The sequence below is a fragment of the Bacillus sp. AMCV2 genome, assembly GCF_056033925.1.
Genome location: NZ_JBVYIB010000002.1, coordinates 3,720,462 through 3,744,759 on the forward strand (window position 1 = coordinate 3,720,462; position 24,298 = coordinate 3,744,759).

The window sequence follows — 24,298 nt, forward strand, 5'->3', positions numbered from 1 at the left end:
CCTTTTCATCGCATGTATTCAATTCATAAAAAAACACACCCGTCCCACAGATAGGGACGAGTGTGTGATTAACCCGTGGTTCCACCCAAGTTCCCGACAAATACTATATTGTCGGCTCGGTGCTGTAACGCAGCATAGACGGCATTGGATACTTCAGTTCCCCAATGCTGCTCCAAGGCGGTAAATGATATTCCTAAGCTGGGAAGCTCTCACCTTTCCTTCCCTCTCTGAAAACCGTAACTATCATTCGTGTCCTTTTCAACGCATTTATGTAGTTCATATAAAAAAACACACCCATCCCTCTAAAAGGGACGAATGTGTTGATCATCCGTGGTTCCACCCAAATTCCCGATCAATTACACATGGTGATCGGCTTGAAGATGCTGTAACGCAGCATGACGGTATCAGATACTTGTTTTCCCCGATACGGCTCAAAGGCGGTAAGCTGCTTTCCCTGCGTTAGGAAGATCTCAGCTGTCCTTCCCTCTCTGGAAACCGTAAAAAGCATCTCGTGTCCTTATCAGTGCCTGTTGTTTCAATAATTTTTTATATCTTACTATATATTCCCACAAAGCGCAATCAGTGATTTACATTTTTTTCTGACGCAACAGTTCCGTTATGGGCAACCAGAAACAGCCATACAAGCAATGCAGCGAGGCTGTATGCCGCTCCCATCATCAAAAACGTAAACCCGGCACCGGCATACCAAGTGGCGGACAGATGAATAATCACCCCGGTTATCGCTACGCCGACCAAGGCTCCGATTTGCCGGTTTGTATTTAACGCCGCACCGGCGATATTCGCATGTCTTTGCCCGGCAGCCTGCATGATCACAGTTGTCATGGCAGGAACTGTAATACCGGTACAGAGGTTCATAACAGACATCAATACCGCCAGCTGCCAATAAGGAAAATCCGGAGAAATCAGCACAAACAACAGCAATGCAATGATACAGCTGACCGCCATTGATACAAACATAAGCTGCCCGGCTTCAAACCGATTCGCCAGACGGGCAAACAGCAGATTGCCGATCACGAAGACCGCCATCATCGGCAGCAGCTCCACTCCAGCCATAAAGGAACTTGCGCCTCCTGCTTCCTGCAAAAAAAGGCTGAGCATAAACATGCCGCCAAAAAGGGCGAAATTCAGCAAAAACCCGATAAATTGGGCAGCTGAGAAGCGGCCGCTTTTGTATAAGGACGCCGGCAGGATGGGTGCTTTTGCAGAAATTTCCCGCAGCAAAAACAGCACAAATGCCAAAATCGCTGCAGTAAATGCTACAAGAATCACTGGCGAGCGCCAGCCCACTGAAGGCCCCTGTATCAAAGCATAGGAAAGAAACCCGAGAGCCATCATGCCAAGCAGATGCCCAACGATGTTCACGCGGCTGCTTTTTCCCGGAACGCGGCTGAGGATTCGGTAAGCTGAAATGAGCGCAGCAGCCCCTATTGGCACATTGATCAGAAAAATACTCTGCCAGCCCGCCAACTGTACCAGCACTCCCCCGATAAAGGGCCCAAGGCCTGAAGCGGCGGAAACAAGCGCGGCCCACAGCCCAAACATTCTCGCCCGCACCCGCTCATCAGGATAAGAGGCAGCCAAAAGGCTGAGTGAGCTTGGCATAAACAAAGCTGCTCCAATTCCCTGTATGAGACGTCCGGCAATCAGCATCTGCCCATTTATAGATGCAGCGCATACACAGGAGGCCAGAACAAAAACGGCTAGACCTAAGATATAGATCGTCTTCGAGCCGAAACGGTCAGCCAAGGCTCCGCCCGCCAGCAGAAGCGACGCAAAAGTAAGAATGTACCCGTCCACAACCCATGTTACACCTGAAAGTGACATTGAAAGAGTGTTTTTCATATCCGCCATCGCCACATTCACAACGGTCACATCAAGAGTTGCCATGAGGAAACCAAGTGCGAGCACGATCAGTACAGATATTCCTGTAGATGAATCTGTTTTGTGTAAAGATCCGCTATTTTTCATTACAATTGCCCTTTCACTTGCTTGATTACCCAATCATCTATTTTTTCAAGATCATACAATTCCCCGACTCTGTCCATGACATGCTGCAAGGATTCTTCTCTCATGAGATTGGCCCATTTATCCTCGATTTCCCCCATGACTGTCTCCAGCACACAGTGACTTTCTCCCTCAAATACAGATTGCAGCAGGCCTTTCCCCTGATACATCGAACCTCTGCCTTCAACCGCTTGATAAACATCATAAAGCGTAATGTCCGCCAAAGGCTTCGTCAGGGTAAAACCGCCCTTCGTCCCTGGTAAGGATTCTGCCAAACCGGCTTGAACTAATGTTCTCATCAGCTTCTTCAAGTAAGACGGAGACACACGCAATCGCTGGCTTATAGCCTCTGACGTCAAAGAAGCCTGTACCGGCAGCCGTGACAGTAACAGCAGCACAGAAACCGCCTGCTCCATTCCTGATTTCATTTTCATCCTATTCACTCCTGATTCATTATGGATAACTATTATCCATAATGAATCTCTTAGCAGCTTTTGTCAATAAAAAAAGCAAAAGAAACGGATCATTTCTTTTGCTTGGTATGGTTAACAAATCTGCTTCAGTTCCTCTATGTATTGAAGCGCTTCGTCATATTCTTCATTTGTATATTTTTGCTTGCTTTTGATGGTAAAGACTTTTTCTTTCTTTTCCTCATCCTCAAGCCCGTCAAAGTAAAGGATCGTGGAAACAAGCTCTAAAAACCGTGATGAACGGCTGTTTACACTGTCAATATAGCCTTTCATATCCGGCATGTCCAGATCAGCATGGTCTAAAAATGCGGAGCCTGTCTCAGTCAGCGAATACCGGTATTGAAAGTAGCCGCCCTTTTTTTCCTTCACCTCATGCAGAAATCCAAGGTTGCACAGCTCTTCAATCTGGAGCGTCAGTTCCTCTGAATATGGTCCGTAAAAGTGAAAATCATATTTCTCATAGAAAGGAAACTGCATTTTCTTGGCGATATAAATCATTTTCTGCAGCTTCTTTCGCCCGATGATTTCTCCAGAATCCGAGAACACCTTCATCAGTTTTGCATGTTCTTTCAACAAATTCCCGACATCTCCTTTTTCCTTCTTTCCAATTTCTATGTCAGTCCCAGCAGCTGCCGGATTTTCATTTTCGCTTCCGGATGTTTAGAGCCGTCACAAATCAAGTCCTTTGGATAGTAAAGCTTGTGGTCCGTCCGCCGTTTACCTGAGATGGATTCCACAATAGCCGACTGCCTGGACAGCTCTTTAATTTGGCCGTTTTGCGTCAAGAGATGGATCGGCAGACGCTCCTCTTCCTCTCCCGGTCGGTAAAAATCGTATGGCAGATCTGATGAAGAATCAACGACCAAATAATAGCTCGGATCGATTCCCGCCTCTTTGAACAATGAGGTCAGCTCAAAATAAGCCGACATTTCTTCATTCGGATTGAATTCAACGTATTGGAACAGCTGGCGGTTAATGAATCTGCGGCACAAGTCGGATAAAATCGCGTCTTCTTCCTCCTCCCAGGCCTGGAAGTAATACAAAATAATAGATTCATCCAGCTTTACATAATCCTCCAGTGTCAATTTCCCTTCAAAAATAGAATAGAAATGAACCGGAGCGTGAGTGAAGACATAGCCTTCATCGTGCAGCTGCTTCGCCCTGTGAAGAATCTTCGTTAAAATAACCTCTGCACTTCTAGTCACAGGATGGAAGTAGACCTGCCAGTACATTTGGTAACGGCTCATGATATAGTCTTCGACAGCGTGCATTCCGCTTTCTTTAATGACGATCTGATCCTCGCGCGGCCGCATCACCCGAAGAATCCGCTCCATATCAAAATGGCCGTAGCTGACGCCCGTATAATATGCGTCGCGCTGGAGGTAATCCATGCGGTCTGCGTCAATCTGACTCGAAATCAGGCTGACCACTTGCTTGTTTTTATATGTTTTGGCAATGACTTCTGCAACATCCTGAGGGAAACCCGGGCTCACCTTTCTGAGCACCTGATTAACCTCCGTGTCTCCCAAAATGATATCTCTTGTAAAATCCTCGTGGTCAAGGTGAAAGACCTTTTCAAATGAATGCGAGAACGGCCCGTGCCCGAGGTCATGAAGCAGCGCCGCGGCCAAACAGAGTTCGCGCTCACTGTCATCCCATTCAGGGCGGCCTTTAAAGACGTCATCAACCATTCTTCTGACAATTTCATAGACACCGAGAGAATGGTTGAACCGGCTGTGCTCAGCCCCATGGAACGTCAAATAGGTCGTGCCGAGCTGCTTAATTCTGCGGAGACGCTGAAATTCACGGGTTCCGATTAAATCCCATATCAGCTTGTCCCGAACATGAACATAGCGGTGCACCGGATCTTTAAACACTTTTTCTTCTGATAATTTTCCATTTGGATACGCCATCGTCATTCCCTCTTTTTTTTAGCCGTGTTTCTATTATATCGACTCTATTCTTTGAAAACATCCTTGAATTTGCCCGGCGATTTGTTCCATCTTCATGAAAAACACATCTTGTGAAGCAAAAAAGCCTGACCTGAGGGCCGAGGCTAAGAAAAAATATGTTTACTTTTTTATTTTCTTTTTTACTTTGTCAATCAGCTCATCCTCTGTCGGAGCTGACAGCGGGCGATTGTTCACAAAAGCAAATGATTTTTTCCGTCCGGGCCCGCAATAAGATTGGCATCCTACCTCAACCTTTGCGTCCGGGTCCACTTCTTTCAAACGCGGCAGCAATGTTTTGATATTAGTGGCTTGGCAATCATCACACACTCGAAATTCATTAGCCATGACGTACGCTTCCCTTCATTTCTATGTTCATCTATGTGAATAACCTAAAATCGTTTTAAAAAAAAATCACATCACTCTTCATTTTACAAGGATTCGACTGTTCCTGCAAGCCGCTCCATCCTTCGTATCTCCTATTCTTTCAGCCAATTTGTATAAATATTTTCCAACCTGGACATTCTAATACCATGAAAAGAAAAATGGGAGTTGAGATAAATGACAAAACAGCGACAAGACGCTTGGTCAGAGGAAAACGATCTGCTTTTAGCCGAAACAGTGCTTCGGCATGTGAGGGAGGGCAGCACTCAGCTGAACGCCTTTGAAGAAGTCGGCGATAAATTAAACCGGACATCCGCAGCCTGCGGATTCAGATGGAACGCAGTGGTCCGCCATCAATATGAAAAAGCGCTTCAGCTTGCGAAGAAACAACGAAAGCAGCGGATGAGAGCGCTCGGAAACGGGCAGCCTGCGAAAAAAAAGATTATTATATCAGCCTCCTGCCGTTGATCCTGAAATCACTCAAGAAACCGCTGCAGAAGAGCCGGTTAAAACGGAAACACCATCTGTCGAAAATGAGCAACCTTTAATGTCTGGCGAACATATGCCTTTTGTTGATGAGAGCTTTAAGGAAGAGTTAGCTAGTCTATCACACTTATTGTCTCCTCAAACGCCTGCAGCTGCGCCTGAGATGACGATGAATGATGTGATCCGCTTCCTTCAGAATTACGAAGGCAATAACGAGCAATCATCAGCATTAAAAATGGAAAACGAGCGTTTAAAGAAAGAAAATCAGGAATTGCAAAACAAAACAGAGCAGCTTGAGGCAGAAGTTCAAAAGCTTGAAAAAGACCAAAAAACGATCCAAGAAGATTATGAAACCTTGGTGAAAATTATGAACAGAGCCAGAAAGCTAGTTTTATTTGAAGAAGATGAACATGCCTCTCCGTCCTTCAAAATGGACCGGAACGGCAATTTAGAAAAATTAGCGGAATGACATAGAAAAATCCCAAAACGGGCAGCTGTTTTGGGATTTTCGCCATGTGCAAAATTCCCTTTTCTATTGAGAAAAGAGAATTCCCTCATTTTGCAGCCGGATCAGCTATTCTTGTAAAATGAGGCCAAGCTTATGTGAATCTATTAAGACATGTGAGCTGCCTCGGCCGTTTTTTGTTTCCGAGGCGCAGCAGAAATGACCAAAAGACCCAGCATCATAAGCGCAATGCCCAGCCACGAGGAAGGCGAAAGCATTTCCCCTATGAAAAACACGCCAAGCAATGAAGCCGTCAGCGGTTCAGCTAAAGACAGCGTGACCGCCGCCGAAGCCGGAACCCCTGTAAGCCCTTTCGCAAACAAAAAGTATGCGGAGCATGTTGCAATTAACCCGATGTAAAGGCTTGTTCCCAGTCCTCTAGGGGTCAATATCCACGAGATATCTGACTGCCATAGTAGCGGCGTCAGCAAGATGGCGCTGATCATAAAGACAACAGCGGAGGTCGCTCGCGGAGGCTGGGTTATCATCATCGCTTTACTGATGAGCGTATAGCCCGCAAAAGAAGCACCAGCTCCAAGCGCCATAAGAACACCAGCCACATCAATCCGAACATTGGAACTGTCGGAAAACAGAAGCCAGCAACCCGCTAAAGCCAGCACAGTCGCAATCCACCAGGAGTTTCGCGGGCGTTTCTTCAATACGGCCCACTCGAGGGTCCCGGCAATGATAGGCGCACTGCCGATGGCAATCACAGTTCCCACCGCAATTCCCGTTTCTTTAACAGCTGTGAAAAACAGCGGCTGGTAACACGCCATACAAACAGCGGCTAAAAATACGAGCGGCCATGACCAATTTTTCACGTGAAGCTCCCGGCTGATCCAAACCGCAAGCAGCATGGCGCTTCCTCCTATTAATAACCTGAACGCTCCAAATGCCAGCGGTGTGGCGCTTTCTGGAGCCAACGCCTGAACGGTTCCCGTCGTCCCCCAGAAAAAAGCCGCAATCAATACAAAAAGGCTGTAAATATTCCCCTTCATCTGCCTCTCCCCTTTAATATGGATGCTGATGTCATTTTATCGTTTTTCTTTTTGTCGTGGTTATCTTTATGTAAGAAGGATTTATCTGAAAATAAGATTATTGGGGTAAATGCCGCTTGAAATAAAAAATGCATGCCGGCATATACAGCCGGCATGCGAAGAACGTTCACCCAAATACCTTTGCATTCCGCTCAGCCATCCGCACGAGGTTTTTCTCAAATTCCATTTCCTCATCAATGGACAGTCCAGCTGAATAAAGATGGGTGCTTAACACTTTTAATTCCGTCAATAAAGCGAACATTAAGTCTTGTACGGAGATGTCTTTTTGCAGAAGCTCACTTAAGGACGCCATCGTTTCCGGACGTATTTCCGGATAGACGCCTTTTTTATCGTTTTGTTTGTCTTTCAGCGCCGCTTGATAGAATCGTCTGATCAAGTCGGCCCTTTCACTGCCGCTTTTATCCGCACAGAGATAAATTTGAACAGCGACTCCGCCGCGAACGCGTCTCTGAGAGATGCCGGCGAACTTTTTGCCATTTATACTGAGGTCATAGCTGCCGGGACAATAAGACCCTTCAATTTCATAGGCTTCGATCTTTGCGTTGTACGGTCTCAGCATTCGCCTCATCAGCTCAACCATCGCTTCATATCCTTTGTCTATATCGATGCCTTTCTTTTCGTCCTCGAATATGAGAGAGATATTTAAAACACCGTCATCCAATACGACGGCAAGACCGCCGGAATTGCGTACGATCACACGGTATCCTTCACTCTCCAGCAAGGAGATGCCATCCTGCAAAAACGGGAGGCGTGTATCCTGTATTCCAAGGACAATTGTATCGTGGTGCACCCATGAGCGCGCTGTCGCCGGCGACACGCCTTTTCCGACGGACATGCACAGCGTATCATCCATTGCGAAGGATTGCTTCGCATCAAATAAAGGGCCGAGGCTGGATTGGTCAATGACTCTCCATTTCGGCTGCATCAGTAAATCAATCGGTTGGTTTGCCATCTATGTAAAACCCTTTCATGTTAGGCTTATTGAACGAAAACTATTATATCATTTCAGCAGCTGTGATTGATAATTGCTTTTCAGCATCGTAATAAAAATTTCTTTATTTTTTGTATTCTCCATGAGAGGAGAATGAATGTAAGACAGCTTGCGCTTTAACGAGAAATCTTTAATATGCAGAATTGAAATTTCGCGGTGGATCAAATCCTTATGCAGCACGCTTCTGGATAGAACCGAAAGTCCCATGCCGTTGATCACCGCTTCCTTTACACCTTGATTGCTGCTGATGGTGAACATTGATTTCGGCCGAAGTCCATTTGAACTGAGTACATGATCGAGATATTCTCTCGTCCCGGAGCCTTTCTCTCTTGTCACCCACGCTTCGTTCTGCAAATCGCTGATCGAAATCTCTTTCCGCCCGGCGAGCGGATGCTGATTTGGAGCGGCAATGCACATTTCATCCTCCATGAACGGTTCAATTTCCAGCTCATTCTCGTTTGTATGTCCTTCAATCAGCCCGATATCAGCCTGAAGCATCCGCACACGCTCGCTGACCTCCTCTGTATTGCCAATCATGACATCTAGATTCAGCTCTGGATACAGCTTTTGCAGCTGGGCCAATAGCGGCGGAAGAATATACTCACCGATTGTAAAGCTTGCAGCTATTTTCAATTCGCCCTTCACATAGTGATGATGCGCATAGATTTCAGCCTTGGCTTGTTCGTAGAGAAACACCATTTGCTTTGCTCTTTGATATAAAATGTCTCCTGTCGGCGTTGTCGTAAAGTGTTTTGGCGACCTGTTCAGAAGAGCCGTTTGAAATTCTTTCTCAAGATTTTTGATATGCAGACTGACGCTGGGCTGGGAGATCATCAGCTTTTCTGCCGCTTTTGTGAAGTTTTTTTCTTCTACCACCGCTATAAACGTTTTCAGCACGTCGTAATACAAAAACCCCACCCCTGTCATTAATGAAATATATGGTTATGATTAGTTTTCTTTATTGTACTCATATCATCCGTCTTGGTAAAGAAGGCTATACGGAAGCGCAAAAAAGGCAGCCCTCGGTCGAGAGCTGCCATCGTCTTCATTTTTATTACAGTGCTTGCGCCGCTGTAATTAATGCGAGATTGTAAACATCTTCAGCGTTACATCCTCTTGAAAGGTCGTTTACAGGCATATTTAAACCTTGCAGGATTGGTCCTACCGCTTCAAAGTTGCCCAAACGCTGAGCGATTTTATAGCCGATGTTTCCTGCTTCAAGGCTTGGGAATACGAATACGTTAGCGTCCCCTTTGATCTCGGAATCCGGCGCTTTTTTCTCAGCTACAGATGGAACAAATGCAGCATCAAATTGGAATTCGCCGTCAAGTGTCAGTTCAGGCGCTTTTTCTTTCGCGATTTTCACTGCATCCGCTACTTTTTCTGTTTCATCAGATTTTGCTGAGCCTTTTGTAGAGAAGCTGAGCATTGCCACGCGAGGCTCAATGTCGAACATTTTTGCCGTATTGGCACTTTCGATCGCAATCTCGGCAAGGTCTTGGCTGTCAGGCGCAATGTTGATCGCGCAATCTGCGAATACGTATTGCTCTTCTCCGCGAGCCATGATGAACACGCCTGAAGTCTTTTTCACGCCTTCTTTTGTTTTGATGATTTGAAGAGCCGGGCGGACAGTGTCAGCTGTCGAGTGAGCAGCTCCGCTTACGAGTCCGTCTGCAAGGCCTTTATACACCAGCATTGTACCGAAGTAGTTCTCGTCTAATAACGCTTTTCGAGCCTGTTCTTCTGTCGCTTTGCCTTTACGGCGTTCTACGAATGCTTGTACAAGGTCTTCCATGCCTTCATATGTATGAGGATCATAAATCTTAACGCCATCCAGCGTAAGGTTCAATTCTTTTGCTTTTGCTTGGATCTCATTTTCATTGCCGATCACAATCGGATTCAGCACTTTGTTTCCTGCAAGCTTGCTGACCGCTTCTAAAATACGCTCGTCTAAGCCTTCAGGAAATACAATTTTAACGTCTTTTCCAGCTACTTTTTCTTGCACTGTTGAAAATAAATCTGCCACAATAAAACCTCCTCAAAAAGTTACAAAAACGCTTTCTTTTACTAGCATACTCTTCTTCCAATCAAATTCAAACAGCCAACTTTCATTATAGCGCTTTCATAAAAAAATCTTATTTTTCTAACTAATTTAAGTGACTCAATCTTCCCTTATAGGTTCTTCTATTTTGATGGAGTTATACGGAAGGGATGTTCAAGGTTTCTCCACAGTAGAATCGGATAAACTATGGTATAGTGAAGGCAATCATGAAAAGATAATGGGAGTGAAGATAAATGAGTGAACAGCAAATGACAAATGAAGCGGCAAAAACGCTTGACGGCTGGTATGCGCTTCATGATTTCCGCACAATGGATTGGACTTCCTGGAAGCTGCTGTCCAGTGATGAGCGCCAATCTATCATACATGAATTCACCGGGTTGCTTGAAAAATGGGGCGTAGCCCAAAAAGAAGGAAAAGGATCGCAAACTCTTTACAGCATCGTCGGCCAAAAAGCTGATTTTATGCTGATGATCCTTCGTCCTACAATGGAAGAATTAAATCAAATTGAGCTTGAATTCAACAAATCAAGACTTGCTGAGTTCACCATTCCGGCATACTCCTACGTTTCAGTGGTAGAGCTGAGCAACTACTTGGCAAGCGGTGACGGCGATCCTTATGAAAATCCGCATGTGCGCGCTCGCCTTTACCCTGAACTGCCCGAATCAAAATATGTATGCTTCTATCCAATGGATAAAAGAAGATCCGGCAATGACAACTGGTACATGCTTTCAATGGAAGAACGCAGAAACTTGATGAGAAGCCACGGTTTAATCGGCCGCAGCTATGCGGGCAAAGTCAAACAGATCATCACCGGCTCTGTCGGCTTTGACGATTACGAGTGGGGCGTTACATTATTCAGCGATGATGTCCTTCAATTCAAGAAGTTAGTGTATGAAATGCGTTTTGACGAAGTCAGCGCTCGCTATGGCGAATTTGGTTCATTCTTTGTCGGCAATCACCTTTCGCTTGATACACTTCCTCAATTCCTATATGTATAATATCCCCTCCCGCCCTATCCGGCGGGAGTTTTTCAAATCCCATTTATCAGAATTTAAATAAAATTTGCTATTTTCTTCGTTTTTTCTTACGATGTAGATAATAATCCAATTTTTTCGAAGGGGTGCAGTTATTTGTCAAAACGAACCGCATTTGTTATGGGAGCCAGTCAAGGGATCGGGAAAGCAATCGCTCTGAAATTAGCAGACCAGCATTTTTCCCTCGTCATTAATTCGCGAAATTTGGATAATATTGAATCTGTCAAAGAAGACATTTTGGCCAAGCATCCTGAGGCGAGCGTCATTGTCCTTGCGGGAGATATGTCTGACCGGCATACGAGAGCGGGCATTTTTCAGGAAATCGAATCTCAATGCGGACGGCTTGATGTTCTGATTAATAATATCCCGGGCGGCGCGCCTGATACATTTGATAACTGCAATATAGACGATATGACGGCCACGTTCACTCAAAAGACCGTTGCCTATATTGACGCAATCAAGCGTGCTTCCTCACTGATGAAACAAAACGAGTTTGGCAGAATCATCAACATTGTCGGAAATCTGTGGAAGGAACCCGGCGCCAACATGTTCACAAACAGTATGATGAATGCCGCTTTAATTAACGCCAGTAAAAATATTTCCATCCAGCTTGCTCCTCACAACATTACTGTCAACTGTCTGAATCCTGGTTTTATCGCTACAGACCGTTATCATCAATTTGTGGAAAATGTGATGAAAAAGAACAGCATATCCAAACAGAAAGCAGAGGAACAGATTGCTTCCGGGATTCCGATGAAACGGGTCGGATCAGCCGAAGAAACCGCAGCGCTCGCTGCGTTTCTTGCCTCTGAGGAAGCCTCCTACATCACGGGACAGCAAATTTCCGCTGACGGCGGCAGCATGAAAAGCATATAAAAAACATCCCGCTTTTAGCGGGATGTTTCTTGTAATGACCCGAACGGCAGGTTCAGCTTTTGAATCCGCATGACAAATTCCCTCAGATCCTCCTGCTTCGACACCATTGATATTCTGACATGTCTTTTTCCGTTGCTTCCAAAAATTTCGCCCGGTGTGACTACGACATGGGCATGCTCCAGCAAGTAATCGGAAAATTGGTGAGATGTCTCAAACGTATTTGGAATTTCAGCCCATACGTAAAAGGTTCCTTTTGGCTTTTCCATCTTCCAGCCCAGTTCCTTTTCGCAAAGCGCCGTAAAAAAGTCAATTCGTTCCTTATAAATTCGTTTCAACGATTCCGTATGCTCCGGATCTCCAGAAAGCGCCGCACTCGCTGCCTGCTGCAGCCCGCCGAACATGCCGACAAATACATGATCCTGAAATTCATTGACGGCCTGAATGATCTTTTCGTTCCCAACCGCAAACGCCATTCTCCAGCCGGCCATGTTAAATGTTTTTGAAAATGAATAAAGCTCTGCTCCGACAATTTTGGCATCCTCTGCCTCAAGAAAGCTGGCCGGTTTTTGATCGAATTCAAACGCTCCGTATGCAAAATCATGAATCAAATGGATGTTATGCTCTTTCGCAAAAGCAGCAGCTCTTGCATAAAAAGCCGCATCAGCCACAGCTCCAGTGGGGTTGTTCGGATAGTTTAAAAACATAAGCTTCGCTTTTTCCAGCACGGCAGGATCAATCTTTTCAAAATCCGGCAGATAGCCATTTTCTTCATACAGCGGCATTTCGTAAAGCTCAGCTCGCGCCATCGTAATCCCTGATAAATATTCAGGGTAGCCTGGATTCGGGACTAAAGCGATGTCTCCCGGATTGAGCAGGCATTGTGTCAGCACATACAAGCCTGCTTTCCCGCCTCCGAAAAGCGCGACCTCCGTTTCAGGATTGATTGTCACTCCGTATTCCCTTTTATAGAAAGCAGCGATCGCTTCCTTTAAAAAAGGATAGCCCCTGAAAGGGCCGTATCCATGAAACGAAGGATTCAGAGAAGCCTCCCGCAAAGCCTCCACAATATGCGGCGGAGTGGGAAGGTCAGGGTTCCCCTGTCCGAGATTAATGATGTGGGCCCCCGTTTTTTCCAATTCCTTTACCTTTTGAAAAACGAGAGAAAACTCCTGCCTTGGAAGTGTCTTGATGACATCGGACGGTGTTATTTCCATCTAAAAGACTCCTTTTTGCTCCGTTTTGTTATCCCGTTCCAAAAACGATTTGTTGACGAGCTTCGTATGCAGAAACAAACCGCATACGATCACGACAATCAGCCCCATAATGACCGGAGCGCTTAGGATGTTAATGAACATTGAACCAATAGAAATGCATAATCCGATAGACGCTTCGGCCACTGAAAAAATGCGCCCTTGAATCTGGTTTGCCGCATTTTCCTGAACCTTCACTTTTGCAAGCACTTCCCCGTATTCCATCGCGATGAAAAAGAGGATCGCCGCGATGACAGAAACAGCGAAAATCGGCGTGAATAAAAACAGCGCCAGTGAGACAATGGATAAAACGGTAAAGTACGTAAGGCCTCTATTGTTGTTAAAGCCCCATTTGCTGACAAGCGCCGCTCCGATGAACCCGCCGAAGCCGATGCAGAATGTGAGGATAAAGTTGCCGATTTCCCCGTCACCCAGAAAGCGGCTGACAATCGGAAAATAGCTGTACACGACTCCCCACAGCAAAGCCATTGTAATCATCGTAAACATGGCGTTTAAAACGAATGCATTGGTTTTGATTTCCTTGAGCCCTTCCTTAAAAGACTGAAAGGCCTCTTTTATGTTTTCAGATTGAATCGGCACAAATTGCAGCTTGATACGGCTGATAAAAAATGCCGAAACCAGGTATGTCACACCGTTAAAGGCAACAGCCAGCTCTACAGATCCGCCTAACAGAAAGAGCCCTCCGGCAGCCGCCCCAACGATAATAGAGATGGTTGTCGCTTTTGCAAATAACGTGTTGATGCTTTTAATATCTGATTCCAAGGACGACATGACAGCGAGACGGGCGGGATTAAAAAACACGCCGCTTCCATAAGAAATAAACAGCAGGGCCAGAAAAATCAGCGGATACTCGCCTTTTGGAAGAAATGTGAGCCCCAAAAAGATGATACCTCTGATGATATCCGTCCACAGCATGATCTTAATTCTGTCTAACCGGTCGACCAGAACCCCCAAAAACGGCTGAAACACCATCGGAATGCTTCTGACCACGATGACCCCGGACGTCACCCAATAATCGTGATAATATGTAGATAAAATGAGCAGGGCAGGGAGAACACAATAGTCTCCCATGAACGATAGCGCCTGCCCGTAAAGCAAGTATTTAGAGTTGGGTTTCAGCTGTTTCATACTGGCAGCACATACTTTGCCGTCAGCTTCGCATGCTGCTGAATTTGTCTGATTGATTCAGCCACATCCTGTGAATTACTGCCTTTCAGTTCAAATGCAGCAATGGAATTGAAAGCTTCAAACAATGTCAAATCAACTGAAGTGCCTGGTGCTGCGGCCGAAAAAGAAACGATTTCAGTATCCCCTTTTAAAAGCCCGTCAGGCAGATCGATCGCTTCAATGACCAAATCCTCAGCAGTTTCTGGAATCTGGCCATTTTGTTTGAAATGCTGCGGGTACAAATGGCAGTCGGCAACATAATAAGGCTCTTGATCCAATAATCCGTCCGGCAGATCGGCGTCTTTTCCGAAACAGAGGACATCTAATAATAATTGCGCCATATCAAGGCCGAAAACCTTTTTAATGTTAGGAATCATATTCCAGCCGGCAAATCTGGCTGCTGATTCTATTAAACCCGGTTCTCTGTTTTTCATTAGCTTGATCTCTGTATGTGTTGCGCAATTTTGCAGGCCAAGCCCTTCATTTGCCTTTTTGGCAGCTTCGACAATTTTCTTTTTTGCCTCTTCATCCAGAATGGACGGCGTAATGTGGGATGTCTCTGTAAACCCGATTTGCGGCGTTTTATCATGAATGGCGATCGGGAAATACTCACCGTCAGCCATGATGCCTTCTATACTGATATAGTCGGAGTACCCTTCTGTTTGATACCAGTCTCCGTACTCACCCTGTAAAAATTCTTCAGCGATAAACGGCGCTTCATACGTAACCGCCTTTGGCACGTTAATTGATTTCAGATAGTCATTGACTCTGTTAAATTCATCTTCTGCCGTCTCAGTGTCCGTAATCAGCGTTACACCGATTGAACTCGCTAAGTATGTAGGCTTTAAGATAAGAGGTGTGCCGATCTCTTCAAGAGCAGCACGGAAATCTTCAAGAGTTGTGACTCGTTTGTTTTTGATCGATTTGACTCCGGCCTTATTAAAAGCGTCCCTCATTTTATTTTTATCTCTGGCATTTTCGGCTGCCTGCACGCCGGCACCTCTCAGGCCCAGACGTTCACAGGCTTTCGCCATCGGAGCAATGAATAATTCATTGTTTGTTGTGATGGCATCCGCCCCAAACATTTCGGCAACCTTGACGATTTGCTCGACGACCTCTTCCTCAGGCTTGTCATGATCCTCATGCGCCCAATAAATGGAGTCAGGATGCTCAAAATCAGCTAAACTCTTAAAATAGTCTGTATCTTTTATGACCGCGACCGAGTATTTTTCAATCAATGCTGCATGGGAGGCTGTAATTGCAAAAGGTCTTGGAATAAAGCTGACCAGGTTATATTTTTCAGCAGCGCTTTTATAAAACATGTGCGGCGGGCAGCCTCCAAGATCAGCGATGACCAATACTGTTTTTCTCTCCATATGTAAAACACTCCTTCTCTATTGTGCGGTGTATCCTCCGTCTGCGGTGATGGCGCTTCCGGTCATATAGCTTGATAAATCCGAGGCTAAAAACAGCATCACGTTTGCGATTTCTTCAGGTTTCCCAAGCCTCAGCAGCGGATTTACCTTCGCCTTTTCTTTTTTGATCTCTTCAAGTGTGCCTTCATTATTTTCAAGGAATGATTTTTCATTCAGCGGTGTGTCGATGATCCCCGGGCATACGCAGTTCACACGAATTTGATGTTTCGCATAATCAACGGCCATTGATTTAGTCAGCTGCAAAACCCCGCCTTTGCTGGCGTTATAGGCAGGAATATCAGGCCATGCCACGAGTCCGCCGACAGAGCACGTATTAATAATGTTGCCCTTGCCGGCGACGAGCATATGCTTGAGTGCATGTTTGCTCATTAAAAACATGCCGGTCAAATTGACTTGCAGCACCTTGTTCCAATCGTTGAGCTCCATCTCATGAATAGGTGCCACGATTTCGATGCCTGCATTATTAATCAATACATCCAGCCCGCCAAATGTATGAACCGCCGATTCAACAGCATACTGACAGGCAGCTTCGTCTGTGATGTCCGTTTGCACAAAGTGCAGCCTGTCATTATTTTCTTTTCGTACCATTGCTTCTCCCTGCTTCTCGTCAATATCCGCCACAACCACATTGGCCTGCTGGCCCAAAAAAGCCTGAACCGCAGCATAACCAATGCCTGATGCGCCTCCTGTTATGAGGACGGTTTTATCGGTGAGGTTCATGATCATTCATCCGCCTTCATTTTTTTTGCTTTTGCTCTGTTGTAGCGCGGCGGGAAGAAGATATTAATCGATTTTGATTCTTTTTCCGAACGGTTGATGGCACCGTGATTTTCACGAGGCTCACAGAAATAGGCTGTGCCGAATTTCATCTCGACTGTGCAGCCTTCGACCGTCATGTCATAGCCGCCGCCGATGCAGATGCCGATTTGTTCATTCCGATGTTTATGGAAAGGCATTTCTCCGCCATTTCCAGGGATTTTGGCAAGCATAATTTCTACCCAATCCTCAACAAAGAACGTGACTTCCATGCCCGGCAGCAGGTCTCTTGTTTTGAAAATATCCAAAAAGTAGTCCTCAGGACTTGTATATGTTTCATCAGCTTTCAGCCGCTTGATATCAATAGCAATCACTTCTTGGTCTGTGTCGTTTCTTGCCCCGTGAGGCACATGCGGCGGCGCGATATAGGCAGATTCCAAGGCTGTCATTTTTCTTGTCACATCTCCGACAGTCATCATCAGCTCGCCAGAAACGACCATGCCGATTTGGACCTCCTTATGCTGATGGGGTTCAACATTGGTATGCGGCGGGACGTAAGACATTAATACTTCAGTATCCCCTCGTACGGTTGAATACTGCCTCACTCCGTTTTCCCATTCAATTAATTTCGGTGTCGGGAAATAAAGCTCCTGCATATCTTCTTTAGTTTTCATCATCAACGTCTCCTTTTCCAAATAATGACCAGCTCATTGGAATGCTTTTGAATGTTTTTACAAAGGTTAGCCCGTACTTTTGCCGTGCAAGCTCATTGGTTAAGGCAATGTCATACAAACCTTCTTTTACTTTTCTTGCGGCTTGACTGGTTGAATTGACTAGTTTGAAACGAACATCTTTGCGGGTAAAATATTTGATTAAATTAATAGGTGAAGGATGTGAAACAATAACAGATGTATCAAGCATATCGTCTCTGAATTCAAAATCAGGACGAACAGCCAGGCCGTACATCGGTGTATCGCACCTGAAGATCTGCAATAGCTGCAAATCCGGCCTCATGTAGAAATGCTTAATGCCATCGTAAGCATGTGGGACGATGGTATATTCCAGCGGGCTTTGGAGCGTCCTTTCGATGCATGATTCAAAAGTATCATGCAAGGACAATTTACTGTTCAGCCCTTGTAGAAGAGTAAAATTGGAAATGAAATGCTTTGCTGCGTACTCACTGCTTGTCCCCTCAGGGCCGAGCGTGTTGACTGTAATGAGTTTGGATAGTGAATCAGTTCTTTTTTTTGTCTGAATGCTATTATCCAATATAATCATGAGCACCAACCAATCTTTTAAAATTTTAAGTAAATTTTATCCAGCGGAAATTGAACTGTCAATGTTTTTTGAAAATATTGATAATTATTCCCATACAAACAAAAAAACCCTTTATAAAGGGTTTTTAATTATAGGAATTTAGAAACTTTGTTTATTGAGATAAGGACTGATCGTGCTTCTGCTCAAGTTTGCCGTACTTTTTATATGCGAATATACTGAGCACAAATCCGAAGACTGTGATGGCTGCGCAAATCAATCCGACAGCTGCATAGCCGTATGCCACATAGACGGGTCCCATTAAAGCAGAACCTAATGTCACGGCCAGATTCGAGGCGAGGCTGTAAAACACCATGACTTTTCCGCGATGACGCTCTGAGCAGTCACTCAAAATGGTGCTGAGCAGCGTCACCGTCAAACTTTGCATTAATCCCCAAATAAATAGGCTGACGATTAACAGAAACATTGACGCCGGCGCATATGGTAAACACGCCAGCAGAACGCTGATGACCCCCAGCGCAATCAAAAGGGAGCGCATTTTTCCGATGCGGTCGGCTATCTTTCCTGTAATCACACTCATGGAAAACCCGATTCCATAAATCATGATAAATAAGCCCGCAGCCGTGTTTCCTCCGGTAAAAACGTCCTGAAGATAGGTGCCTAAAAAGGAATACATACCGTAAAAACCAATCATATTACAAAAGGTTATCGTGATATAAACAGGTACACGAGGGACTTTCAGCGCATCCCGGAATGTTCCTGCCGGCCCTTCTATTTCTTCCTTGCCGCTGTTTTTATGTTGGGCATGGCGGCGCATTTCAAGGAGAATCAGCAGGACAACTAAAACGCCCATCAAGGCGAAAATCCAAAACGTCCATCTCCAATGCAGGACGCCACCGATAAATGATCCGAGCGGCACTCCGAAAATCAGCGCCAGCGACCAGCTTGAAACGATCAGTCCCATCACCTTGCCCCGGTATGTATAAGGAACACGATCACCGACAACTGCGTAAGCGGTCGGAACAAACGCTCCCGCAGCCAATCCCGAAAGCGCCCGGCCTAAAAAGAAGAAAAAAATATTTTGAGCCAAAGCGCATATCACCGTTCCTATGATAAAGATCATAAGCCCGGCCAATAAGCTCAGTTCTCTGGAGTATTTATCGCCTAATGGAACCAAAAGCGGCGCACCGATAAAAATCATAATGCCGTAAATACTGATAGATAATGCAAGGACACTGACATCTGAGCTGAAGGCTTTTGCTAAATCCGGCAGCAGCGGTGAGATCACAAGCTCTTCAGATCCGGCTGCAAATACCCCCATCGTTAAAGCCAATGCCATCAATAACGGAAAATGATGTTTTGTTTTGATGTCATTGTTTTGATTGCTGTTCATTCTTTCTCAAACACCTCTTCCATAATCTTCTTATCATAAAAGTTGTATTATAGTTTAGCATTGTTTTTTCACTATTTACAATTCGAACGAAATATTTATAAGTTTTATTATTTTCATTTAAATCCCATTATATATTTCTATATTTCATTCTAAAAATACATGAGGATGTAACGCGTAAAAAAGCTCTCCGGCCTCCCGGAGAGCTTTTTCTATTGCGCCTCTGTCTGCTTTTTTTCAATCGGTTCATGATTTATACGCTTTTTGATGCTTAGATGATAGTATGCATAGCAGAAAATAATGATCGGCACACCGCAGTATAAGCCGATTCTTTGATCCGGAATGAAAATAAGGCTGATCAACACGCAGCCATATAAACAAAATCCGAGAATCGGGACTAGCGGATAAAGCGGCGTTCTGAACTCCAGATCATTCACATTTCCGCCTTCAGCAAGGAAACGTCTGCGAAAGAAAAATTGCGACGCACAAATGGACATCCACGCGACAACTGTCACCATGCCCGAGATTGAGATACACCATAAATACACTGTTTCTGCGGCCATGACACTTGTCAGCAGCGAACAGCCTGAAATGCCTAGCGTAATCAGCAGGGCATTCATCGGCACGCCTTTTTTTGTCAGTCTGGTGAGAAAGGATGGACCCATTTGATTTGATGAAAGTGACCACATCATACGCGACGCCGCATACAACCCCGAATTAGCAACAGATAAAATGGCTGTTAAGATGACAAAGTTCATGATATCTGCCGAAAATGGGATGCCGATTTGATCGAGTACCGCCACAAACGGGCTTTCAATCACCCCCGCCGTTTTGTACGGAAGGATGGCAACCAAGACGAACATAGCGAGCACAAAGAAAAACAGCGTGCGCCAAATGACATTTCGAATGGACTTTGGCAGTGTTTTTTCCGGGCTTTCACTTTCCCCTGCCGCAATGCCGACAAGCTCCGTTCCCTGGAACGAGAAGTTCACCATGACCAGCGTAAACATAACGGCCAGCACCCCATTAGGGAAAAGCCCTCTATCAGTCATAAAGTTAGACAAAAAGGGTGTTTCCTGTCCGCCTTTAAAGTCAATCAAGCCAAACACAGCGGCTCCGCCAATCACAATAAATAATATGATCGCCGCCACTTTGATGCTTGAAAACCAAAATTCCATTTCTGCAAAGCTTCTGACAGAGAGCGCATTAATCAAAAAGATGACGATGCCGAACACGAGGCACCATATCCAGATCGGAACGGAGGGCAGCCACCTTTGCATCAAAATGCCTGCTGACGTCAGCTCTAACCCCACTGTATTCGCCCAGCTGAACCAATACAGCCAGCCAATCATAAAGCCTGTCGACGGTCCCAGAAATTTAGTGGCGTAAGCCTGAAACGATCCGGCCACCGGCATGGCAACAGCCAATTCTCCTAAACAAAGCATGACGAGATACATTAAAAATCCGCCGATGATATAAGCGGCAATGGCGCCGAGCGGTCCCGCCTGGCTAATGGTAAAGCCAGAGCCTAGAAACAGCCCAGTGCCAATCACCCCTCCCAAAGCAATCATAAACAAATGCCTGCTTTTCATGCTGCGCTGCAATTCATTTTTATGATTCTGCATCATCCTTCCCCCTTTGGTTCTTTTGCCGTGATGGTCATCCGGTAGCTCTGCAAAAGGTGAACGGTGGTTTGCTGTATGAGGAGAGGCAATACATGAAATGTGTACGGTTTATAGACTCGTTCTGTCCATTTATGGCCGTCTTTTCCGTACACACCCATATTAATGGATGGAATATTCAGCTTGCGTATATCTTTGAACGGAATGGTCCCAATCACATTCCACCCAGGGAAGTTCCTGATAAAAGAATCAATTTCGCCATCGGTTTCGTGCAGTGATAAAAAACTGCCGTCTGCCAAGTAGGGGAAAAACTTTTTGAAGACAAATGTTTCGCCTGTCGATTCAGCGGTTTTGTCAGCCGCTTCTTTAATCACATGCTGCAAAAGCTGATCTCTTGCGCTATCTTCTTTCAAATAGTTATGCGGCAGGTAAGGAGGTGCGTAAAATAGAATGACTTTTGCGCCTTGATCGGGGTCAAGCTTTTGAAGCTCTTCGATTGCCTGAAAGCATCTCATGCGAAGTTCAAGGTGCTCGTTGGCTTTGAATGTCTGCTCGATACACTGCTCAGGATCTATCCCCCGGTTTCTCAGCTTTTCTAAGTATTGTTCCAGGCTATACACTTGAATGCCCCATGATAAATGTTTCTTTGGCAGGTTGGCTCTTTTTACATATTCTTCATAATAATCTGATAATTTTTGTTCTGTCTCTCGGCACGCTTCCTCAGTGACTGCAATAAGCAAATCCATCATTTCTTTTGCTGTTCTTTCATAAATAAAACAATTGAAATACAAGCTGGTGCTGACAGCCGTTTGCACATTATAGGATTCCTTGTTATCACGCTGATACAAACAGGATGGTGGCAGAACCAACTCCCCTTCAACCTTTTCTGCCAGATGGATGTTATTGTGGAGACGGCTTGTGATTTCAGATGAAATGAAATTTGGGTCAATCCCTGCCAGTGTATCGCCAACATGGACTTCACGCCCGTAAATGTAAAAGCAAGGCAGCAGTTTTCCCGCGGCTCCGGTATAGATATATCTTGTCTGATCACCATCGTAAAGCGGGGTAATAAAATCCGTATTAATAGCAGCCAAATAGTGAAGCTGTTTTTCTTTTTTTAGCCGGTTCAACTCTGAAATGCTCGCGAGAATGCCCGAATGCTGACTCTCCTCATCGGGATTGGCCATAAACAATACATTTCCCGGCAACGTCTCAAGGTTCTCCGAAAAATGCAGGAGATTGGCTAAATGCACGGCGATGCCGCTTTGCATATCGACAGATCCTCTTCCGAACATCCAATCGCCTGATTCGGCATCCCGCTGAACATCCTGATCGAACTCATAGCGGCTGAAATACTCGGCCAATTTCTCACAATCAAAAGCGATATCCTTTAAAGGGCCGAAATCTTCAATTCCAACTGTATCCAGATGGGCATGGTAAATGACTGTATTACGGCTTTCTCCATGTCCTTTAATAAACGCAAAAATATTTTTGCGATTGTATGGGTCATTGGGAATGGCCTGTTCCCACACATGACTGGGGTTTTCCTGAAAATAAGGATAGCTCGTGATCACTTCTTTGATGAAATCTGCTTTTGTCCCTTCTCCAACAGTACCGTTCACGCTGCTGAGGCTGACCAGAGATGCTGTCAGCGCCTCCACTCTTTCAGCCGGATTCATGTGACTGATTTTTGTATACTGCATAAATTGTCCTCCTGATCAAAAAGTTGAAATCGTGCGATCTGCTAAAGAATCGCACGATTTTATTTCTCTCAAATCAAAAAGCTTCGGACGTTGTTTTGGCTTGCATATGAAGAATTAAGTAATCGGGACCGCCTGCTTTTGAGTCTGTTCCTGACATATTAAAACCGCCGAACGGCTGATAGCCGACAATTGCTCCGGTACATCCTCTGTTAAAATATAGGTTTCCGACATGGAAATCCTCGCGCGCCCGTTCAATGTGCGCACGGTTTTTCGTCAGAAGCGCACCTGTTAATCCGTATTCCGTGTTATTGGCAATCTCCAGCATATGATCGAAATCACGCCCTTTGCAAATCGCAACAACCGGGCCGAAAATTTCTTCCTGCATCAAGCGGGCGTTTTCATCAACATCTGCAAAGATCGTCGGCTGAATAAAGTAGCCTTTTGAATCATCGCCTTCTCCGCCGGCCAATAGCTTGCCTTCAGATTTGCCGATTTCAATGTATTTCATCACTTTGTTATAGGATGCTTCATGAATCACGGGACCCATATACGTATCTGGATCTTCTGGATTGCCGACAGTCAGCGTTTTGGTCAGCGCCACAGCTTTTTCCACCACTTCATCATAAACATCCTGATGGATAACCGCGCGGGAGCCCGCAGAACACTTCTGTCCTGAATATCCAAATGCTGAGTACACGATAGAGGATGCAGCAAGGTCAAGATCAGCGTCCTTGTCAACAAGCACTGTGTCTTTTCCGCCCATTTCTGCAATTACCCGTTTGAGCCATTTTTGGCCCGGCTGCACTTTGGCGGCTCGCTCATAAATCCGGCAGCCGACTGCACGGGAACCTGTAAATGAGACAAACCGTGTTTTCGGATGCTCAACTAAGAAATCACCGATCTCCGCTCCATCTCCCGGAATGTAATTCAGAACGCCGTTTGGCAGACCCGCTTCCTCCATGACCTCGACAAATTTTGCTGCCACTACCGGGGCTGCGTCAGCCGGTTTTAAGAGAATCGTATTTCCTGTCACAATCGCTGCCGCCGCTGTTCCCGCCATAATCGCGAGCGGGAAGTTAAATGGAGAAATGACGATGCCGACGCCAAGCGCTTCGTAATGATATTGATTGAACTCGCCAGCACGGCTCTTCACCGGAGCCCCTTCCTTGAGCTTTAACATTTGGCGCGCATAGAACTCTAAAAAGTCTATCGCTTCAGCCGTGTCCGCATCTGCTTCCTTCCACGGTTTTCCCGCTTCCTTCACAAGATAGCTTGAAAATTCATGCTTTCTTCTGCGCAAAATAGCCGCTGCCTTAAAGAGAATATTCGCGCGGTGCTCCGGTCTTTGTTTTTTCCAGGAATCAAATGCCTGCAATGCGGCTTGCATCGCTTTTTCAGCAAGCTCTTGATCCGCTGTAGACGCGTACCCAATGATCTCTTCTTTATTTGCCGGGTTAATAGAAATGATTTTGCGGTCCGTTTCAATTTTTTCTCCATTTATGACAAGCGGATAATGCTTGCCGAGCTGAGTGTTTACAAAGGCCAATGACTCCCCAAATGCAGTTTTATTCTTTGCTTCCGTAAAATCGGTAAATGGTTCGTGCGCGTATGTGACTGTCATATGTAGTCCCCCTCGTGTTATGAAATATATCTTCGCATATGAATAAAAATGCAAGAATCATGCCATTTTCTTGTCTTTTACTGAAAAAACTTGTTAAATCGAACAGAAATTTGTCTAACAGGTGATCACCTGTCTCTTTTTCCGATCTTGAACGCAAATTTTTTTTGCGATTTTTGCTCTTTAGGCAAAAAACAAACGCAAAATTATTTTGCGGAGG

At 45.3% G+C, this 24,298-nt stretch carries 21 protein-coding genes, 1 pseudogene and 3 other annotated features (1 of these 25 running past the window's edge); of the genes and pseudogenes, 3 read left to right on the forward strand and 19 right to left on the reverse strand.

The annotated features are described in order from the left end of the window. Positions 1-18 (reverse strand) — a binding site (T-box leader); it reaches 204 nt to the left of the window's first position. Positions 19-49: 31 nt separating this feature from the next. Continuing rightward, positions 50-271: a binding site (T-box leader), on the reverse strand. Between the two features lie 33 nt (positions 272-304). Then, positions 305-533 (reverse strand) — a binding site (T-box leader). 46 nt (positions 534-579) lie between these two features. The 5 genes from AC0OMA_RS19210 to AC0OMA_RS19230 all read right to left on the reverse strand — a co-directional run bounded on the left by AC0OMA_RS19210 (position 580) and on the right by AC0OMA_RS19230 (position 4,792). Continuing rightward, positions 580-1,989, reverse strand: coding sequence for an MFS transporter (locus AC0OMA_RS19210; RefSeq protein ID WP_015384945.1), 1,410 nt, complete (start codon positions 1,987-1,989; stop codon positions 580-582). After that, on the reverse strand, positions 1,989-2,459 hold the full coding sequence (locus AC0OMA_RS19215; protein WP_014478304.1) for an Rrf2 family transcriptional regulator: 471 nt from the start codon (positions 2,457-2,459) through the stop codon (positions 1,989-1,991). Before AC0OMA_RS19215 ends, AC0OMA_RS19210 begins: the two co-directional genes overlap by 1 nt. Before the next feature lie 111 nt (positions 2,460-2,570). After that, entirely contained in the window at positions 2,571-3,071 is a 501-nt protein-coding gene (locus AC0OMA_RS19220) for a YwgA family protein (RefSeq protein WP_003227524.1), read from the reverse strand. Positions 3,072-3,106: 35 nt separating this feature from the next. Next, positions 3,107-4,408 carry an HD domain-containing protein gene (locus AC0OMA_RS19225; RefSeq protein ID WP_015483845.1) on the reverse strand — a complete coding sequence of 434 codons (1,302 nt, stop codon included), beginning with the start codon at positions 4,406-4,408 and terminating at the stop codon, positions 3,107-3,109. 159 nt (positions 4,409-4,567) lie between these two features. Then, a complete protein-coding gene (locus AC0OMA_RS19230; protein ID WP_003222050.1) occupies positions 4,568-4,792 on the reverse strand; it encodes a YuzB family protein in 225 nt (74 codons plus the stop codon). A gap of 213 nt (positions 4,793-5,005) precedes the next feature. Here AC0OMA_RS19230 and rsfA point away from each other — a divergent pair. Continuing rightward, a pseudogene (gene rsfA, locus AC0OMA_RS19235) lies at positions 5,006-5,783 on the forward strand (prespore-specific transcription regulator RsfA). 143 nt (positions 5,784-5,926) lie between these two features. Here the strand turns inward: rsfA and AC0OMA_RS19240 are convergent. From AC0OMA_RS19240 to pta, 4 genes are all read right to left on the reverse strand, one after another. Continuing rightward, the gene (locus tag AC0OMA_RS19240) at positions 5,927-6,817 is read right to left on the reverse strand and encodes a carboxylate/amino acid/amine transporter (protein WP_015384949.1); all 891 of its coding nucleotides are present in this window, start codon (positions 6,815-6,817) and stop codon (positions 5,927-5,929) included. Between the two features lie 166 nt (positions 6,818-6,983). Further along, positions 6,984-7,829, reverse strand: a complete 846-nt coding sequence (ywfL, locus tag AC0OMA_RS19245) for an octanoyl-[GcvH]:protein N-octanoyltransferase (protein WP_015483847.1) — start codon at positions 7,827-7,829, stop codon at positions 6,984-6,986. 48 nt (positions 7,830-7,877) lie between these two features. After that, positions 7,878-8,777, reverse strand: coding sequence for a cysJI operon transcriptional regulator CysL (gene cysL / locus AC0OMA_RS19250; protein ID WP_014481233.1), 900 nt, complete (start codon positions 8,775-8,777; stop codon positions 7,878-7,880). Between the two features lie 145 nt (positions 8,778-8,922). Then, positions 8,923-9,894: a phosphate acetyltransferase gene (pta, locus tag AC0OMA_RS19255; protein WP_003235941.1), complete on the reverse strand. Its 972-nt coding sequence runs from the start codon at positions 9,892-9,894 to the stop codon at positions 8,923-8,925. A 269-nt stretch (positions 9,895-10,163) separates the two neighbouring features. Here pta and hemQ point away from each other — a divergent pair, with 269 nt between their 5' ends. Both hemQ and bacG read left to right on the forward strand, forming a co-directional pair. Beyond that, positions 10,164-10,928 carry a hydrogen peroxide-dependent heme synthase gene (hemQ, locus tag AC0OMA_RS19260; RefSeq protein ID WP_003227507.1) on the forward strand — a complete coding sequence of 255 codons (765 nt, stop codon included), beginning with the start codon at positions 10,164-10,166 and terminating at the stop codon, positions 10,926-10,928. A gap of 132 nt (positions 10,929-11,060) precedes the next feature. Next, on the forward strand, positions 11,061-11,840 hold the full coding sequence (gene bacG / locus AC0OMA_RS19265) for an NADPH-dependent reductase BacG (protein WP_029726228.1): 780 nt from the start codon (positions 11,061-11,063) through the stop codon (positions 11,838-11,840). Between the two features lie 14 nt (positions 11,841-11,854). Here the strand turns inward: bacG and bacF are convergent, their stop codons facing one another. The 10 genes from bacF to pruA form a co-directional block, all read right to left on the reverse strand. After that, positions 11,855-13,054, reverse strand: a complete 1,200-nt coding sequence (gene bacF, locus AC0OMA_RS19270) for a transaminase BacF (protein WP_173614351.1) — start codon at positions 13,052-13,054, stop codon at positions 11,855-11,857. Continuing rightward, the gene (gene bacE, locus AC0OMA_RS19275) at positions 13,055-14,239 is read right to left on the reverse strand and encodes a bacilysin exporter BacE (RefSeq protein ID WP_014481236.1); all 1,185 of its coding nucleotides are present in this window, start codon (positions 14,237-14,239) and stop codon (positions 13,055-13,057) included. Beyond that, positions 14,236-15,654, reverse strand: coding sequence for an alanine--anticapsin ligase (bacD, locus tag AC0OMA_RS19280; protein ID WP_063334837.1), 1,419 nt, complete (start codon positions 15,652-15,654; stop codon positions 14,236-14,238). Before bacD ends, bacE begins: the two co-directional genes overlap by 4 nt. An 18-nt stretch (positions 15,655-15,672) precedes the next feature. Next, complete coding sequence (gene bacC / locus AC0OMA_RS19285) at positions 15,673-16,434, reverse strand: dihydroanticapsin 7-dehydrogenase (protein ID WP_322839986.1); 762 nt, start codon at positions 16,432-16,434, stop codon at positions 15,673-15,675. A 2-nt stretch (positions 16,435-16,436) separates the two neighbouring features. Then, positions 16,437-17,144 (reverse strand): 3-((4R)-4-hydroxycyclohexa-1,5-dien-1-yl)-2-oxopropanoate isomerase, encoded by a 708-nt coding sequence (gene bacB, locus AC0OMA_RS19290; protein WP_113712951.1) that lies wholly within the window; start codon positions 17,142-17,144, stop codon positions 16,437-16,439. Next, on the reverse strand, positions 17,134-17,748 hold the full coding sequence (bacA, locus tag AC0OMA_RS19295; protein WP_009968341.1) for a prephenate decarboxylase: 615 nt from the start codon (positions 17,746-17,748) through the stop codon (positions 17,134-17,136). The genes bacB and bacA overlap by 11 nt, the downstream gene beginning before the upstream one ends. Positions 17,749-17,899: 151 nt before the next feature. After that, positions 17,900-19,138, reverse strand: a complete 1,239-nt coding sequence (locus AC0OMA_RS19300) for an MFS transporter (protein ID WP_322839985.1) — start codon at positions 19,136-19,138, stop codon at positions 17,900-17,902. Positions 19,139-19,347: 209 nt separating this feature from the next. Continuing rightward, complete coding sequence (locus AC0OMA_RS19305) at positions 19,348-20,760, reverse strand: amino acid permease (RefSeq protein WP_015250969.1); 1,413 nt, start codon at positions 20,758-20,760, stop codon at positions 19,348-19,350. Further along, positions 20,760-22,460 (reverse strand): M20 family metallopeptidase, encoded by a 1,701-nt coding sequence (locus tag AC0OMA_RS19310; protein ID WP_181220270.1) that lies wholly within the window; start codon positions 22,458-22,460, stop codon positions 20,760-20,762. Before AC0OMA_RS19310 ends, AC0OMA_RS19305 begins: the two co-directional genes overlap by 1 nt. A 73-nt stretch (positions 22,461-22,533) precedes the next feature. Then, a complete protein-coding gene (gene pruA, locus AC0OMA_RS19315) occupies positions 22,534-24,081 on the reverse strand; it encodes an L-glutamate gamma-semialdehyde dehydrogenase (protein WP_015384963.1) in 1,548 nt (515 codons plus the stop codon). Positions 24,082-24,298 lie beyond the last annotated feature (217 nt).

Bases quoted from the DNA above. Each gene is read 5' to 3' on its own strand.
- AC0OMA_RS19240 (WP_015384949.1), bottom strand. From the start codon at position 6,817: ATGAAGGGGAATATTTACAGCCTTTTTGTATTGATTGCGGCTTTTTTC.
- hemQ (WP_003227507.1), top strand. From the start codon at position 10,164: ATGAGTGAACAGCAAATGACAAATGAAGCGGCAAAAACGCTTGACGGC.
- AC0OMA_RS19230 (WP_003222050.1), bottom strand. From the start codon at position 4,792: ATGGCTAATGAATTTCGAGTGTGTGATGATTGCCAAGCCACTAATATC.
- bacB (WP_113712951.1), bottom strand. From the start codon at position 17,144: ATGAAAACTAAAGAAGATATGCAGGAGCTTTATTTCCCGACACCGAAA.
- bacF (WP_173614351.1), bottom strand. From the start codon at position 13,054: ATGGAAATAACACCGTCCGATGTCATCAAGACACTTCCAAGGCAGGAG.
- AC0OMA_RS19225 (WP_015483845.1), bottom strand. From the start codon at position 4,408: ATGGCGTATCCAAATGGAAAATTATCAGAAGAAAAAGTGTTTAAAGAT.
- AC0OMA_RS19300 (WP_322839985.1), bottom strand. From the start codon at position 19,138: ATGAACAGCAATCAAAACAATGACATCAAAACAAAACATCATTTTCCG.
- bacA (WP_009968341.1), bottom strand. From the start codon at position 17,748: ATGATTATATTGGATAATAGCATTCAGACAAAAAAAAGAACTGATTCA.
- bacD (WP_063334837.1), bottom strand. From the start codon at position 15,654: ATGGAGAGAAAAACAGTATTGGTCATCGCTGATCTTGGAGGCTGCCCG.
- ywfL (WP_015483847.1), bottom strand. From the start codon at position 7,829: ATGGCAAACCAACCGATTGATTTACTGATGCAGCCGAAATGGAGAGTC.
- pruA (WP_015384963.1), bottom strand. From the start codon at position 24,081: ATGACAGTCACATACGCGCACGAACCATTTACCGATTTTACGGAAGCA.
- AC0OMA_RS19215 (WP_014478304.1), bottom strand. From the start codon at position 2,459: ATGAAAATGAAATCAGGAATGGAGCAGGCGGTTTCTGTGCTGCTGTTA.
- AC0OMA_RS19210 (WP_015384945.1), bottom strand. From the start codon at position 1,989: ATGAAAAATAGCGGATCTTTACACAAAACAGATTCATCTACAGGAATA.
- bacC (WP_322839986.1), bottom strand. From the start codon at position 16,434: ATGAACCTCACCGATAAAACCGTCCTCATAACAGGAGGCGCATCAGGC.
- AC0OMA_RS19305 (WP_015250969.1), bottom strand. From the start codon at position 20,760: ATGCAGAATCATAAAAATGAATTGCAGCGCAGCATGAAAAGCAGGCAT.
- AC0OMA_RS19310 (WP_181220270.1), bottom strand. From the start codon at position 22,460: ATGCAGTATACAAAAATCAGTCACATGAATCCGGCTGAAAGAGTGGAG.
- bacE (WP_014481236.1), bottom strand. From the start codon at position 14,239: ATGAAACAGCTGAAACCCAACTCTAAATACTTGCTTTACGGGCAGGCG.